Annotated in this window: 11 protein-coding genes; 4 read left to right on the top strand and 7 right to left on the bottom strand. The window is 71.1% G+C overall.

Translation table 11 applies throughout. The annotated features are described in order from the left end of the window. Positions 1-286: 286 nt before the first annotated feature. The 3 genes from ACLEQD_RS21295 (at position 287) to tkt (ending at position 4554) form a co-directional block, all read left to right on the top strand. Positions 287-1135: an AAA family ATPase gene (locus tag ACLEQD_RS21295; RefSeq protein ID WP_410386191.1), complete on the top strand. Its 849-nt coding sequence runs from the start codon at positions 287-289 to the stop codon at positions 1133-1135. 21 nt (positions 1136-1156) lie between these two features. Continuing rightward, entirely contained in the window at positions 1157-2362 is a 1206-nt protein-coding gene (locus ACLEQD_RS21290) for a vWA domain-containing protein (RefSeq protein ID WP_410386189.1), read from the top strand. 134 nt (positions 2363-2496) lie between these two features. Next, positions 2497-4554, top strand: coding sequence for a transketolase (tkt, locus tag ACLEQD_RS21285; RefSeq protein WP_410386187.1), 2058 nt, complete (start codon positions 2497-2499; stop codon positions 4552-4554). Positions 4555-4719: 165 nt separating this feature from the next. On the opposite strand, the gene ACLEQD_RS21280 is transcribed toward tkt, so the two are convergent. The 4 genes from ACLEQD_RS21280 to ACLEQD_RS21265 all read right to left on the bottom strand — a co-directional run bounded on the left by ACLEQD_RS21280 (position 4720) and on the right by ACLEQD_RS21265 (position 9039). After that, complete coding sequence (locus ACLEQD_RS21280) at positions 4720-6225, bottom strand: hypothetical protein (RefSeq protein ID WP_410386185.1); 1506 nt, start codon at positions 6223-6225, stop codon at positions 4720-4722. 207 nt (positions 6226-6432) lie between these two features. Beyond that, positions 6433-7029, bottom strand: a complete 597-nt coding sequence (locus tag ACLEQD_RS21275; RefSeq protein ID WP_410386183.1) for a GNAT family N-acetyltransferase — start codon at positions 7027-7029, stop codon at positions 6433-6435. 13 nt (positions 7030-7042) lie between these two features. After that, complete coding sequence (gene truB, locus ACLEQD_RS21270; RefSeq protein WP_410386181.1) at positions 7043-7939, bottom strand: tRNA pseudouridine(55) synthase TruB; 897 nt, start codon at positions 7937-7939, stop codon at positions 7043-7045. Then, positions 7936-9039: an AAA family ATPase gene (locus tag ACLEQD_RS21265; RefSeq protein ID WP_410386179.1), complete on the bottom strand. Its 1104-nt coding sequence runs from the start codon at positions 9037-9039 to the stop codon at positions 7936-7938. The genes truB and ACLEQD_RS21265 overlap by 4 nt, the downstream gene beginning before the upstream one ends. Before the next feature lie 132 nt (positions 9040-9171). Here ACLEQD_RS21265 and ACLEQD_RS21260 point away from each other — a divergent pair, with 132 nt between their 5' ends. Beyond that, entirely contained in the window at positions 9172-10752 is a 1581-nt protein-coding gene (locus tag ACLEQD_RS21260) for an LVIVD repeat-containing protein (protein WP_410386177.1), read from the top strand. 10 nt (positions 10753-10762) lie between these two features. On the opposite strand, the gene ACLEQD_RS21255 is transcribed toward ACLEQD_RS21260, so the two are convergent. The 3 genes from ACLEQD_RS21255 to ACLEQD_RS21245 are packed head-to-tail and all read right to left on the bottom strand — an operon-like array spanning position 10763 to position 14348. Further along, complete coding sequence (locus ACLEQD_RS21255) at positions 10763-11743, bottom strand: diguanylate cyclase (protein WP_410386175.1); 981 nt, start codon at positions 11741-11743, stop codon at positions 10763-10765. After that, entirely contained in the window at positions 11656-12810 is a 1155-nt protein-coding gene (locus ACLEQD_RS21250; RefSeq protein WP_410386173.1) for a response regulator, read from the bottom strand. Before ACLEQD_RS21250 ends, ACLEQD_RS21255 begins: the two co-directional genes overlap by 88 nt. Then, positions 12807-14348 (bottom strand): ATP-binding protein, encoded by a 1542-nt coding sequence (locus tag ACLEQD_RS21245; protein ID WP_410386171.1) that lies wholly within the window; start codon positions 14346-14348, stop codon positions 12807-12809. The genes ACLEQD_RS21250 and ACLEQD_RS21245 overlap by 4 nt, the downstream gene beginning before the upstream one ends. Positions 14349-14473 lie beyond the last annotated feature (125 nt).

Below are 14473 nucleotides of genomic sequence, written 5' to 3'. Positions count from 1 at the left end.
CCGGCTCCGGCGCCAGCGTGGGCGTGCGCACGCCCGCCACGGCACCCAGGCGGCTGGACAGCGGCGCCAGGCGGTCGGTCACCGCGCGCAGCGCATCCAGCGCATCCAGCCCCTTGGCCATACGGGCCACGGCCTTCTGAACGGGAGCCAGCTGCAGTTGCAACTCGCGACGGACCATGTCGCGGAGTTCGGTCTCAAGTGAAAGTGGGGCCATGTGGGGCAGGATATACACCCATCCGCCGGGTAGGGGATGGAAACATTCCCCGGGATGTTAAAGGAACCAACCATGACTCCGGTTCCCACTCCCGTCCGCTTCCGCGGCACCGACTCCTACCTCACGAGCGAGGGCCTGCAGGCCGCCGTCAATTGCGCCCTCACGCTCCAGCGCCCCCTGCTGGTCAAGGGTGAGCCCGGCACCGGCAAAACGCTCCTGGCGGAAGCGATTGCCCAGGGACTGGGATTGAAGCTGCTCACCTGGCACGTGAAGAGCACCACGCGCGCGCAGGATGGTTTGTATGTCTACGACACCGTGCAGCGGCTGTATGACTCGCGCTTCGGGGACGGGGACGTGCGAGACATCCGGCGATACATCCGCCTGGGGCCGCTGGGCGAGGCCTTCGCTTCGCCGGAGCGCGTGGTGTTGCTCATCGACGAGGTGGACAAGGCGGACCTGGAGTTCCCCAACGACCTGCTCCACGAGCTGGACCGGATGCGCTTCCGCATCTCCGAGACGAACGACGAGGTGGTGGCGAAGAACCGCCCCGTCGTGCTCATCACCAGCAACAACGAGAAGGAGTTGCCCGACGCGTTCCTGCGCCGGTGCGTGTTCCACTTCATCGACTTCCCGGAGCGCGACCTCATGCAGCGCATCGTGGACGTGCACCACCCGGGGCTGGACCCGGCGCTGGCGGACCAGGCGCTCAAGGTCTTCTACGAGCTGCGGGCGATGACGCGGCTGCGCAAGCGGCCCTCCACCAGCGAGCTGGTCGACTGGATCTCCGTGCTCAAGGCCAACGGCGTGATGGAGTTGAAGCTGGAGGAGCAGCTGCCGTTCCTGGGCGCGCTGCTCAAGAAGGAGCAGGACCTGGTGGCGGTGGCCGAGGCCTTCGGGCGCGGCCGGCGGACGCGCGCTTAAGGCGGCAGGGAGGCCAACGCCATGTTCCTGCCGTTCTTCTACGAGCTGCGAAAGCGCGGGGTGAAGGTGGGCGCGCAGGAGGCGCTCGCCCTGGCCGGGGCGCTGAAGGCCGGGCTGCATGACAGCAGCCTGGAGGGGTTCTACCACGTGGCTCGCGCGCTCCTGGTGCACTCGGAGACGCAGCTGGATGCCTTTGACCAGGCGTTCCTGTTCCACTTCCAGGGCGTCGCCTCCGAAGCGCTGAAGCTCACCGAGGAGCTGCTGTCCTGGCTGGAGGAGGCGAAGGAGCGCACGGACTTGAGCCCGGAGGAGCTGGCGCTCCTGGAGCAGTGGGACCCGGAGGAGCTGCGCCGGCAGCTGGAGCAGCGGCTGAAGGAGCAGACCGAGCGCCACGACGGCGGAAGCCGCTGGGTGGGCACGGGCGGCGCGTCTGCCTTTGGCAACAACGGCATGGCCCGGCAGGGCGTGCGCGTGGGTGGCACGGGTGGGCGGCAGGGCCAGGCGCTGTGGCAGGCCGGCGCGCGCAAGTACGCGGGCTACCGCGACGACGTGGTGCTGGACACGCGGCAGATGGCGGTGGCGCTGCGCAAGCTGCGGGCCTTCGCGCGCGAGGGCGCGGCGGAGGAGCTGGACGTGGAGGAGAGCATCGCCGCCACCGCGAAGAACGCGGGCGAGCTGGAGGTGGTGACGCGTCCGCCGCGCCGGCCCAACACGCGCGTGGTGCTGTGCATGGACGTGGGCGGCTCCATGGACCCGTACGCGCACCTGGTGAGCCGGTTGTTCAGCGTCGCCAGCCAGGCCTCGCACTTCAAGGAGCTGCGGACCTACTACTTCCACAACTGCGTCTACGGGAAGCTGTACGCCACGCCGCAGCTGACGGGCGGCCTCACCGTGCCGGAGCTCACCGCGCAGGTGGGAAGGCATCACAAGCTGGTGATGGTGGGCGACGCGTCCATGGCCCCGTATGAGCTGGGCATCCGCACGGATGCCAATGGCCAGTACCGGCAGGAGGGGCTGGAGGGGCTCACGTGGCTGATGCAACTGGCGCAGCACTTCGAGCGCAACGTGTGGCTCAACCCGGAGCCTCGCGGGTCGTGGCGCACGGGCTCCATCGCGGTCATCGCCAACGTGTTCCCCATGTTCGCCCTCACCGTGGAGGGGCTGGGTGAGGCGGTGAATCACCTGACGCGGGGGAAGACGCCCCGGGGTGCGATGGCGCGGCGGTAATTCCCGGAAAAAGCCCCCCGGTCCCCTGCCCGACCGTCGGTGTGCCTGCCGACGGACGGGCGCGTTTGGTGCGGCGCGGCGGCCCCGGTTACGGCATGGTGCGCCCGCGACGCAGGCTCAGCGCGGGAGGCCGCATGACGACCGAGAAGATCGATACCCAGGCAATCAACACCATCCGCACGCTGTCCATGGACGCGGTGGAGAAGGCCCACTCGGGCCACCCGGGCGCGCCCATGGCGCTGGCGCCCGTGGCCTATCAGCTGTGGCAGCAGGAGCTGCGCTATGACCCGGCCACGCCGAACTGGCCGGACCGCGACCGCTTCATCCTGTCCAACGGACATGCGTCCATGCTGCTCTACAGCCTGCTGCACCTGGCGGGCGTCAAGCGCGTGAAGGACGCGAAGGTCACGGACGTGCCGGCCGTGTCGCTGGACGACATCCGCAACTTCCGCCAGCTGGACTCCGCCACCCCGGGCCACCCGGAGTACCACTGGACCACCGGCGTGGAGACCACCACCGGCCCCCTGGGCGCGGGCGTCTCCAACAGCGTGGGCATGGCCATCGCCAGCAAGTGGCTGGGCAGCCACTTCAACAAGCCGGGCTTCGACCTGTTCACCCATGACGTCTACGCCCTCTGCGGCGACGGCGACATGATGGAGGGCGTGGCGTCCGAGGCCGCGTCGCTCGCGGGCCACCTCCAGCTGCCCAACCTGTGCTGGATCTACGACAGCAACCACATCTCCATCGACGGCAGCACCGACCTGGCCTTCACCGAGGACGTGGGCCGCCGCTTCGAGGGCTACGGCTGGCGCGTGCTCAAGGTCACCGACGCCAACGACCTGGACGCGCTGTCCAAGGCCTACAAGTCCTTCAAGGACGAGCGCGGCAAGCCCACGCTCATCATCGTCAACTCGTTCATCGGCTACGGGTCGCCCAAGAAGCAGGGCTCCGCCAGCGCCCACGGCGAGCCGCTGGGCGCCGACGAAATCAAGGCCACCAAGAAGGCCTACGGCTGGCCCGAGGACGCGCAGTTCCTGGTGCCCGACGGCGTGCGCGAGCGCTTCCAGGAGCGCATGGGTGCGCGCGGCAAGGCGCTGCACGACGCGTGGGCGAAGTCCTTCGCGGACTACCGCAAGCAGCACCCGGAGCTGGCGCGCGAGCTGGACGCGCTCCTCAAGCGCGAGCTGCCGGAGGGCTGGGACAAGGAGCTGCCCGTGTTCCCCGCGGACGCGAAGGGCATGGCCACCCGTGAGTCCGGCGGCAAGGTGCTCAACGCGCTGGCGAAGAACTACCCGTGGCTCGTCGGCGGCTCCGCGGACCTCAACCCGTCCACGAAGACGTACATCGCCGCGTCCACGTCCATGAAGCCGGGCGAGTACTCGGGCCGCAACATCCACTTCGGCGTGCGCGAGCACGCGATGGGCTCCATCATCAACGGCCTCAACCTGAGCCACGTGCGCGGCTACAGCGCCACGTTCCTCATCTTCAGTGACTACGAGCGCCCCGCCATGCGCCTGTCGTCCCTGATGGAGATTCCGTCCATCCACATCTTCACGCACGACTCCATTGGCCTGGGCGAGGACGGACCGACGCACCAGCCGGTGGAGCAGCTGATGTCCCTGCGCGCGGTGCCGGGCAACATCGTGCTGCGCCCCGGTGACGCCAACGAGGTGACGGAGGCGTGGCGCTACATCGCGCAGCAGCAGCACCACCCGGTGGTCCTGGTGCTGTCGCGGCAGCCGGTGCCCACGCTGGACCGCGCGAAGTTCGCGCCGGCGTCCGGCGTGGCAAAGGGCGCGTACACGCTGCTGGAGGCGGAGGGCGGCACGCCGGACGTCATCCTCATCGGCACCGGCACGGAGGTGGCGCTGGTGGTGGAGGCCGCGGAGAAGCTCAAGGCCGAGGGCGTCAAGGCGCGCGTGGTGAGCATGCCGTCGTGGGAGCTGTTCGAGCAGCAGCCCCAGGAGTACCAGGACAGCGTGCTGCCCCCGAACGTGAAGGCTCGCGTGTCCGTGGAGAAGGGCGCGGCGTTCGGCTGGGAGCGCTGGGTGGGGCACACGGGCAGCGTCATCGGCATGCGCAGCTTCGGTGCTTCCGCGCCCATCAAGGCGCTGCAGCAGAAGTTCGGCTTCACCGTGGAGAACGTGGTGAAGGAAGCGCACGCCACCATCGCCAAGGCGAAGAAGCACTGACGGCCCTGTAGAAAATGAAAGGGCCCCGGACCCTCCCCCGAAGGTCCGGGGCACCTCTGGGTTCACCGCCGGGCGACCGGCGGGAACAACCCTGGATGCGTGTGGCTGTTTCCCCCTCGCTTCAAATCCCCCCCAACTTCAAATCCCCCCCAACTTCACTGCACATCAGGCCGCGTAGAACATGGGGCGCGTGCGGGGCGGGTTGCTGACGAACTTCATCTCGTTGATCATCTTCTTGAAGTCCTTCTGGTCGATGCCCGTGGAGCCCTGGGCCTGCGAGCGGGTGGCGTACTTCTCGTAGGTGTCCACCACCTTCTTCGCCTCCGGCGTGAGGCGGTCGTAGTTCTGGCGCGCCCACTTCATCGTGTCGGTGAACTCGGTGCCCGCCGCCTGGCCGTCCAGGTCCCCCGCGCCCTTCTCGATGGCGGCGGTCAGGTCGCTGCCGGAGATCTTCCCCTGCTTGGCGTCCAGGCCCTCCAGCGCGTCGCGCATGGAGCTGTCGTGGAAGGTCTTGAAGCCGTCCATCTTCTTGAACATGGCGTCGGCCTCCTTCTGCGTCATGCCCTCCGGGCCGGCCTTCTTCGCGGCCTGCTGGTAGGTCTTCAGGACCTCCTGGGCCTCGGGCGTGAGGCGGCTCTCGTTCTTGGCGGCCCACTTCTCGAACTCCTTCAGCTCGGAGGTGGAGGAGTGGCCGTCCGTGTCGGAGATGCCGTCCTTGATGGCCTTGGTGAGGTCCTCGCCGGAGATGGGGCCGCTCTGCTTGTCGAGCGCCTCCGTGGCCTTGCGGGCGCTCACGTCACCGGCGCCCACCTTGCGCAGCTCCTTGTTGAGGGCGGCGGTCTCCCTGCCGGTGAGGCCGGTGCGCCCTTCCGCCTGCGCGGCCTGGGCGTGCTTGCGGTAGACGTCCAGCACCTCCTTGGCCTCCGGGGACAGGCGGCTCTCGTTCTTGGAGGCCCACTTCTCGAACTCCTTCAGCTCCGCGCCGGCGGCCTGGCCGTCGTGGTCCGCGGTGCCGCGGGTGATGGCGCGGGCCATGTCCTGGCCGGACACCGTGCCGCCGTGGGTCTTGCTGTCCAGGTGGGCGAGCGCCTTCTTCGCGCCGGCGTCCCCCACGTCGCGCATCTCCGAGAGCATCTTCTTGAAGTCGTCCTGCGGGATGCCGGACTCGCCGCGCGCCTGGGAGAGCGCCGCGTACTTGCTGTAGATGTCCATCACCTGGCGGGCTTCCGGGGTGAGGCGCTCGCGGTTGTTGGCGGCCCAGTCGGAGACGGCGCGGTACTCGCCGGAGGCGGCCTGGCCGTCCAGGTCCCCGACGGCGGCCTCGATGCTGTCCGCGAACTGCTCCGCGCTGATGGGGCCGGAGGTCTGGTTCAGCTTGTTCATCTCCACCATGGCGCCCAGGTCCTTGGGCTGCCAGTTGTCGCGCGACGGGGTGCCCCAGCAGCCGTGGCCGTGCTGGGTGAAGCGGTCACCGTCGCGCTGCTGGGCCTTGAGGTCCGCGAGCTGCGACTTCAGGCCTTCCATCTGCGCCTTCATGTTGTGCAGCGTGGCCTTCACCTCCGCGGCCTGCTTCGCCGGGGACGACGAGCCCTTCAGGACCGCGTGCTCCTTGTGGCCGAGGGCCGGCTTGCCGTGCAGGGAGGTGGTGACGGTGGACTTGATGGTGGTCATTTTTGATCTCCGGGAGGAGCGGCTTCCGTTGCGGAAGCGGTCATGCCGGGACCTATTGCGCGCGTCGTGCCAGCCCCGCCGGGCCGCACACCCCGAAGGATTCCAGGAGGTTACGCGGCGGCGGGGCGAAGGCCGGGGTGGTGACAACAGTCACCAGAGGTGATGACAGTCACCAGCCCCCCCGCCCCGGGGTGGTGACCGGAAGCATCACTTCCGGCGCGCGGGCTCGAGCGCCTTGCGCACGCGCTGCTTGCCGGCGGGGCGGTCCGCGACGTGGACGTAGCCCCGCTTGAGGAAGAACGGGAGCGTGCCCGTGTAGGCCATGCCGTTGCTGATACGCGCTTCGCCCCGGGGCGGTTTCACCGGATAGCCCTCCAGGGTGCGCGGGCCGTCGCGCCGCACCGCGGCCTCCACGGCGGCGAGCAGCGCGGTGGCCACGCCCTGGTTGCGCCAGTCGCGGTGGATGAAGAAGCAGGGCACGGAGGAGACGGCGTCCGCGTCGTCGCACTTGAAGCTGGGCGCGCGGTCCAGGCGTGGGAAGTCGCGGCGCGGGCCGAAGGTGGCCCAGCCCACCGGTTCACCGTCCACGTAGGCGAGGACGCCCTTCGCTGCTCCGCTCGCGACCAGGGCCTTGAAGCGGCGCTTCGCGTCGGGGCCTCGCACGTCGTCGTAGCGCTCGCCTTCCGGGATGCGCCAGTACATGCACCAGCAGCCGCCGCAGGCGCCGTTGGGGCCGAAGAGCTTCTCGAGGTCGGGCCAGAGCTCCGGGGTGAGCTCGACGGTCTTCAGGTCGGGAGGGGCCATGGAGGCGCCCGTTCTAGACGCCGCCGCGCAGCTCTGTCTCGGGTGTGAGCACGCCGTCCCCGGGCGTGAGCAGGAAGGTCAACTTCCCCTGGTGGAAGCCTCGCACCGGGCCCGGTGGCTCCGGGTAGCCCGGCGGCAGGCGCCAGTCCGGAGGCTGGAGCGGCGCGAGGGGAATGGGCTGGCCCTGGCGCAGGGCTCCCACGTCCTGATCCGTGAGGACGCGTGAGGACGTCCAGGGGAGCAGGTCGCGGCCGTGCAGCTCGATGCGAGGGCCGGGGCCGGGGTCCTTCCACGGGCCGATGGCCGTGCGCTTCAGCGCGGAGAGGTGCGCGCCGCAGCCGAGCGCCCTTCCCAGGTCCCTGGCCAGGGAACGGACGTAGTAGCCGCCCCGGCAGGTGAGCTCCAACACGCTGGCCCGGGGCAGGTCGTGCGAGAGCCAGCGCGCGGCGTGCAGGTACACGCGGGACGGGGGCAGGTCCACGGCCTCGCCCCGGTGGGCCTTGCGGTAGGCGGGCTCGCCTCCGAGCTTCTTCGCGCTGGTGGCGGGCGGGACCTGCTCCGTCCAGCCGAGGAACGGTTTCAGAGCAGCGTCGAGGGCTCCGGGCGTGAGCGCGGTCGCGTCTCCCTGGTGCACGGGGCGGCCGTGCAGGTCGCCGGTGTCCAGCTCCGTGCCCCACTCCACCCGGGCCTCGTAGACCTTGGGCGCCGCGTGCAGGTGTTCGAAGAGGTGCGTGGCCGGGCCCACCAGCATCAACAGCAGCCCTTCCGCGAAGGGATCCAACGTCCCGCCGTGGACCAGCGCCGTGCGGCGGCCGGGCCGCGTCGCCTGGGCCTCCTCCTGGAAGGCCCGGACGGTGGCGAAGCTGGTGGCGCCCACGGGCTTGTGCGTGAGGTAGAGGCCGGGCGTCATTCGCCGCTCCCGTCCCGCTTCACCGTCGTCGCGCCCTGCTCCTTCACCAGGTGCACGGGCGCGTTGCCGGAGTGGTCCGAGATGACGCGCGCCAGGGGTTCGGCGTGCGTCGTCACCCAGACCTGGCTGTACTCCGACGCTCGCACGATGAGCCGGCCCAGGGGCTCCAGCAGGTCCGGGTGCAGGCTGGTCTCCGGTTCGTTCAGCGCGAGGAACGGCGGCGGCCTGGGGCTGAGCAGCGCCGCCAGCAGGCACAGGTAGCGCAGCGTCCCGTCCGACAGCTCCGCCGCCGCCATGGGCCGGGACAGGCCGGGCATGTGCAGGAAGAGGCTGAAGCGGCCGTCCTCCGCCCGCACCTCCAGCCTGGCTCCAGGGAAGGCGTCGTCGATGCCCTGCTCCAGGGCGCGCTCGTCGCCAATCTCCCAGACGGTCTGGAGCGCCGCCGCGAGGTCGCGCCCGTCGGACGCGAGCACCGGCGTGCGCACGCCCACCTGCGGGTGCCGGGGCAGCGCGTCCGGGTCGGTGCGGAAGTGGTGGTAGAAGCGCCACGCTCCCAGCGTGCGTTGCACCTCCGACAGCCGGGGGAAGCGGTGCGGTTCGGAGAGCTGATCCATCACCGACTCCGCGCCCCACAGCTCCGTGGGGAACGTGATGCGCTTGCCGTCCGCGTCCCGGATGAAGGCCGTGCGGTCCTTGCGCTCCATCAACACCAGCCGCCGGCCTCCGGAGTGCGCCCAGAGGTGCTCCTCCTTCACCTCCGGATCCAGGGTGAACATCGTCGGCCGCGGCTCCCCGGGCGCGGTGGGCACCACGCCGCATTGCAGCTCGTAGGTGAGGTCGTCCAGGTCCACCGTCACGCGCACGCGCGCCGGCTTCTTCGGGTCGCGCGGGCCGGCCCACAGCACGCTCGGGGTGCCGCCCTCGTCCGCCAGCGTGCGCGCGAGCCGCCCCTCCGCCGCAGCGGCGAGCAGGTACAGCGCGCGGTACAGGTTCGTCTTGCCGCTGCCGTTGGGCCCCACCACCACGGTCACCGGCCCCAGCTCCAGGTGGAGCTGACGCACGGAGCGGTAGCCTGCGATGTCCAGACGGGTGAGGGGCATGACGTGCGCTCAAGCCTACCCGGCCCGGTGTGCTTCGGGGGGCTCGCGCGTCCGCTCCGGGCCGTGGGCTACACTCCCGGGGCTTCGCGTCGGCCGTGGACCGTGAAGCCCCGAACTGGAGCCAGCCATCCCATGACGCCTTCCCTTCGCCTCCTGGGCACGGGCCTGTTCGCCTGCGCCCTGTCCCTGTCCGGCTGTAGCGACAACGACCCTCCCGTGCCGGACGCAGGCACGACGGATCCAAAGCCCGTGGTCGAGCTCACCGACTACGTGGACGCGGTCCCCACCGAGCCCTGCATGGACGCGAGCTACGCGGAGCCGCGCGCGAACTGCGATGACCCGGCCAGCTTCGACCTGAGCGGCTGTGACCTGAAGGCGGTGGGCGCGATTGAGCCCTCCGGCGTCTACCAGGCCATCTTCCGCTACAACGCCACGAGCACGTTCGGCACGGGCTTCCGCCTGGACACCACCCCCAGCTTCCTGGGCAATCCCCTCGTGCGCAACGAGGTGGGCCCCCAGGGGTTCTTCATCACCGGGGAGATCATGAACTCCCTGCTCAGGTTGCAGCGGTACGCGCTCGCGGGCTGCCGCGTGCCGGAGCCCGGCCACCTCACCGGCTGCTTCGTGCGCTGCACCGACGGCGTGCCGGACTACTCCGGCACCTTCCACGCCCAGCGGATGAACCTGTCCCGCGAGGAGCCCACCGGCGCCAGGCCCATGCGCCTCGTCTCCGAGACCGCCGTCCCGGTGGGCGAGTCCGTGGACATCTACGTCACCAAGGGCCACGCCTACGTCGTGTCCGTGCCCCGGAGCCCGGGCAAGGAGCCCGGCGGCCTGAGCGTCTTCAACGTGAGCGACCCGGCCCACCCGGCCTTCGTCACCAGCGTGAGCCTGCCCAACGACAACTACTGGAACGGCGTCTGGGCCAAGGGCGATGCGCTCTACGTCGCCAGCGCCAACTCCGGCGTCATCGTCTACGACATCACCGACCCGGCGAACCCGCAGTACGTGCGCGCGCTGCCCGGCGGCGCCATCAACGTGCACACCGTGTTCGTGGACGGCGACCGGCTGTATGCCATGTCCCCGTCCCCCAACGGGGAGACGCTGCTGTTCGATGTGGCCTCGCCGCTGGAGCCCCAGTTGCTCAGCCGCATCACCGTGCCTCGCGAGGAGGGCGTCGTCAGCTACCCGCACGACGCGTTCGCCTACCAGGACCGGCTCTACGTCAACCACACGCGCACCGGCTACGTCGTCGTGGACGTGAAGCGCCCGGACGTGACGCCCGTGCTGGGCACGTATGCCTTCAACGGCCAGTACAGCCACGCGAACGCGGTGGGCACCATTGGCGGGCGCACCATCGCCTTCGAGGGCGGCGAGCGCTTTGGCGCGCACCTGCGCGTGCTGGACGTCACCGACCCGGCGCACATCCGCCTCATCGGCGAGGTGAAGAAGCGCCCGCAGACGTCCATCCACAACATGGTGCTGAAGGGCACGAAGCTGTACGTGGCCTGGTACCACGAGGGCGTGCGCGTCTTCGACGTGGCGAACCCCGCGCAGCCGAAGGAGGTGGCCGCCTTCGACTCCTTCCAGGAAGCGCACCCGCTCAGCACCGACAGCCTCTACCAGGGGGCCATCGGCATCCGCGTGCCGGGCGACGGGTACGTGTACGTCGTGGACCTGTCGCGCGGGCTGCTGGTGCTGGCGGAGCCGTGACGCGCCGGCGTCACTCCGTTTCGATGCGGTTGCGGCCGTTCTCCTTCGCCCGGTAGAGCCGGGCGTCGGCCGCGCGCAGCAGCTCGTCCAGGGTGGTGCCGTCTTGCGGCGCCACCGCGAGCCCCGCGCTGAAGGTGACGTGGAAGGTCTTGCCCGCGTCGCTCTCGAAGGCCATCCCCGCCAGCTCCTCCGCCGTGCGGGAGAGGATCTCCTTCGCGCTCTCCGCGGATTCGCCCAGCAGCGCGACGACGAACTCCTCGCCGCCCCAGCGGGCGCGCAGGTCCTCGCGGCGGAAGCGCGCCCCCAGGAGGCGGCCCAGCCGCATCAGCACGCGGTCCCCCGCGAGGTGGCCGTGCTGGTCGTTCACCTTCTTGAAGTGGTCCACGTCCAGGAAGCACAGCGCCAGCGGCCTGTCGCCCCGGCGCGCTTCCGACAGGCGCGCGGCCACCGCCTCCACGAAGGGCCGGCGCAGCATCAGGCCGGTGAGCGCGTCGCGCTCCGTGCGCTCGCGCGACAGCCGCGCCCGCTCCAGCCGCGCGTGCACGCGGGCGCGCAGCTCCTCCTTCAGCACGGGCTTGGCCAGGTAGTCATCCGCGCCGGCCTGGAACGCGGCCAGCCGGAACTCCAGCCCCACCTGCGCGGTGATGAGCAGGATGGGCAGCTCCTGCCACTCCGGCGTCAGGCGCAGGATGCGGCACAAATCAAAGCCGCTGGGCCCGGGCATCTGCACGTCCAGCAGCAGCAGGTCCGGGCGGTGCCGCGCGAGCGCGTCCAGCAGGCCGTAGGCGTTCTCCAGCCCCACCACCTCCACCGCGTCGCTCACCAGCACCTGGGAGAGGGCGCGCACCGCCTCCGGGTCGTCATCCACCACCATCACCTTCGCGCGCTCCTGCCTTCGCGCCGTCACCAGCCGCTCCGCCGCGGTGGCGAAGTCCTGCTGGGTGAAGGGCCGGGGCAGGAACAGCGACGCGCCCGCGTGCGCCGCGTGCACGCGCTCCTGGAGCCCCCCGCCCGAGCTGGTGAAGGCCAGCGGCAGGGACTGGTGCCCTCCATGGCGCGCAGCGCGCTCGCGGTGGCCAGCCCCTGCGCGCCCATTTGCAGCAGCGCCCCGTCCACCCACTGCCGCTCCACCGCGGCGCAGGCCTCCTGGGGCGTCCGGGCCGTCACCACCCGCACGCCCTCCCGGTCGCCCATGTGCTTCGCGTCCGCGAGGAGGGCCGCGTCCTCGTCCACGACGAGCAGCGTGCCCATGGCGGCGACGACCGCTTCCTCCGGCTCCGGCTCCGGGGCGAGGACCGGCAGCGACACCCGGTCCTCCAGCGCGCGGCAGCCCGCGTCCACCCGGGCCCAGTCCAGCGTCCCCCCGTCCTTCACCGGCCGGAGCACGTCCTCCAGCGCGCCCGCCGCGATGCTCACGTCGCGGAAGCCGTAGCTGCCCGCGGTGCCGTGCAGCTTGTGCACGACGCCGTAGGCCTCATCCATCGCGGCCGCGTCGCCGTGGCGCCCCTTGCCCAGCAGCGCCTGGAGCGTGGCCAGCCGCTCCGGCAGCTTCGCGCCGTACTCCGCGCTCAGGAGGGCCAGGCTCGCCGCGAAGTCGTCCACGGGCTCCGCGTCCTCGGCCTCGTCCGCCGCGTCCATCGAGCCGAGGGCCTCCGGGGGCGGAGGCGGAGGCTGCGCCACCGCGAAGAGCTGCTCCAGCCACACCGCCAGCTCCTCCGGCCGGTAGGGCTTGTGCACCACGCGCGCCACGCCCAGCTGGCGCGTGAGCAGCTCATGGCTCTTCAGGTCCTTCCAGAAGGCGGACGCGAAGAGCACCGGCAGGTCCGGCTTCGTCTGGCGCAGCTCGCGGATGAAGTCCGCGCCCGTCATGCCCGGCAAGAGGCCGTCCACGATGGCGGCGTCCACCCGCCTGGACTGGAGCACCTCGCGCGCCTCCGCGGCGGTGCGCGCGAGGGTCACCTGGTAGCCCTTCTCCCGCAGGTAGGCGCAGACCAGCGCCTGCAGGTCGCGGTCGTCCTCCAGGAAGAGCAGCGTCTTGTCGTTGCGCGCGGTGCTCATGGCATCGCCTTTCGAGGCTCGGCCGCGGCGTCGCGGCGGGCCAGCAGTCCGTTGAGCAGCTCCCGCACGGAGGCCAGCAGCTCCTCCTCGGAAGCGCGGGCCTTCGTCAGGTGCCGGGTGATGCCCAGCGTGAGCTGGCGCTGGTCCGTGCGCGACAGCTCTCGGCCGGTGAAGACGATGAGCGGCGTGGCGCGGCCCTTGCCCTGGCGCAGGATGTCCACCACCTCGAAGCCGTCCAGCCGGGGCAGCCCCACGTCCAGGACGATGAGGTCCGGGGGCGTGTCCCGCGCGAGCGCCACCGCGCTCTCCCCGTCCGCCGCTTCGATGCACAGCGCGCCCAGCCGTTCGAACTGCGCGCACAGCACCCGGCGCGTGGTGGCGTCGTCGTCCACCACCAGCACGCGCGCCTGGCCCGGCTGGCGCATGGCGTAACGCAGGGTCTTCAGCAACCGCGTTTCCTCCACCGGCGTGGGCAGCCAGTCCACCAGCAGCGCCGTGCCCGCGTCCTTCCCGCCCGCCTGGGAGCGTCCGGCCAGGGCCAGCACGGGCAGGTCGTGCGTGCGCGGCTGTTCCCGCAGGCGGCGCACCCAGTCCAGCACGGGGCCGTCCGGCATCCGCGTGTCCACCACCAGCGCGTCCGGCGGCGCGTGCTCCACCGCCTGCGCGGCCTCCGTGAGCGTGGCGGCGCGCACCACCCGGTAGCCTTCGTGCGACAGCAGGCCGCGCAAGAGCGCGGACAGGTCCGCGTCCGCGGTGACGATGAGCACGTGGTGTCGCGAGTCGTCCGGGGGCAGCGTCACGCCGGCGCCGGGCGCGGGGACGCGCAGGGCCTCCAGGGTGAAGTGGAAGGTGGCGCCCTGGCTGGGCGGGCTGGACACGTCGATGCGGCCGCCGTGCTGCTCCACGATGGCCTGCGAGATGGCCAGCCCCAGGCCGGTGCCGCCCTTGTTGCGGGTGTCGGACGCGTCCAGCTGCTGGAAGCGGCCGAAGAGGCGGGAGAGCTTCTCCTCCGGGATGCCGGAGCCCTGGTCCGTGACGCTGAAGCGCACCCGGCCGTCCGCCGTGAGGCCGGCGGCCACCACCACGGAGGCGCCCTGGGGGGAGAACTTGATGGCGTTGGAGACCAGGTTGGTGAGCACCTGGATGAGCCGGTCGCGGTCGCCCTTCACCTGCGGCGCGCCCTCCACGTCCGAGCGCAGGCGGACGTGCGCGGCCTCCGCCACGCCCTGCACGCCCGCGAGCGTGGCCTCCACCAGGTCCTGCGCCGTCTGCGGCTGGAGCTTCAGCTCCAGCATCCCGGACTCCATCTTCTCCAGGTCCAGGATGTCGTTGATGAGCCGGATGAGCCGTTCGGTGTTGGTGCGCGCGATGCGCACCATGCCCAGCGCCTGCGGGGGCAGCTCCCCCACGATGCCGTTCTCCAGCAGGCCCAGCGAGCCCCGGATGGAGGTGAGCGGCGTGCGCAATTCGTGGCTCACGGTGGAGACGAACTCGTTCTTCATCCGCTCCACGGCCTTGCGCTCCGTGAGGTCGCGCACGAAGACGGTGGTGCGCGGGGGCCGTCCGCGTGCACGCGCGCGAAGGTGAGCTCCGCGGGGAACACGGCGCCGTCCGCGCGCAGGCACGGCGTCTCCACGCGCGCGGCGCCGCTGCCCTGGAGGAG

Source organism: Corallococcus sp. 4LFB, assembly GCF_046520365.1.
Lineage (GTDB): Bacteria > Myxococcota > Myxococcia > Myxococcales > Myxococcaceae > Corallococcus > Corallococcus caeni.
Note: the sequence above shows the minus strand (reverse complement) of the source record. Positions and strands in the feature narration are given on the sequence as shown.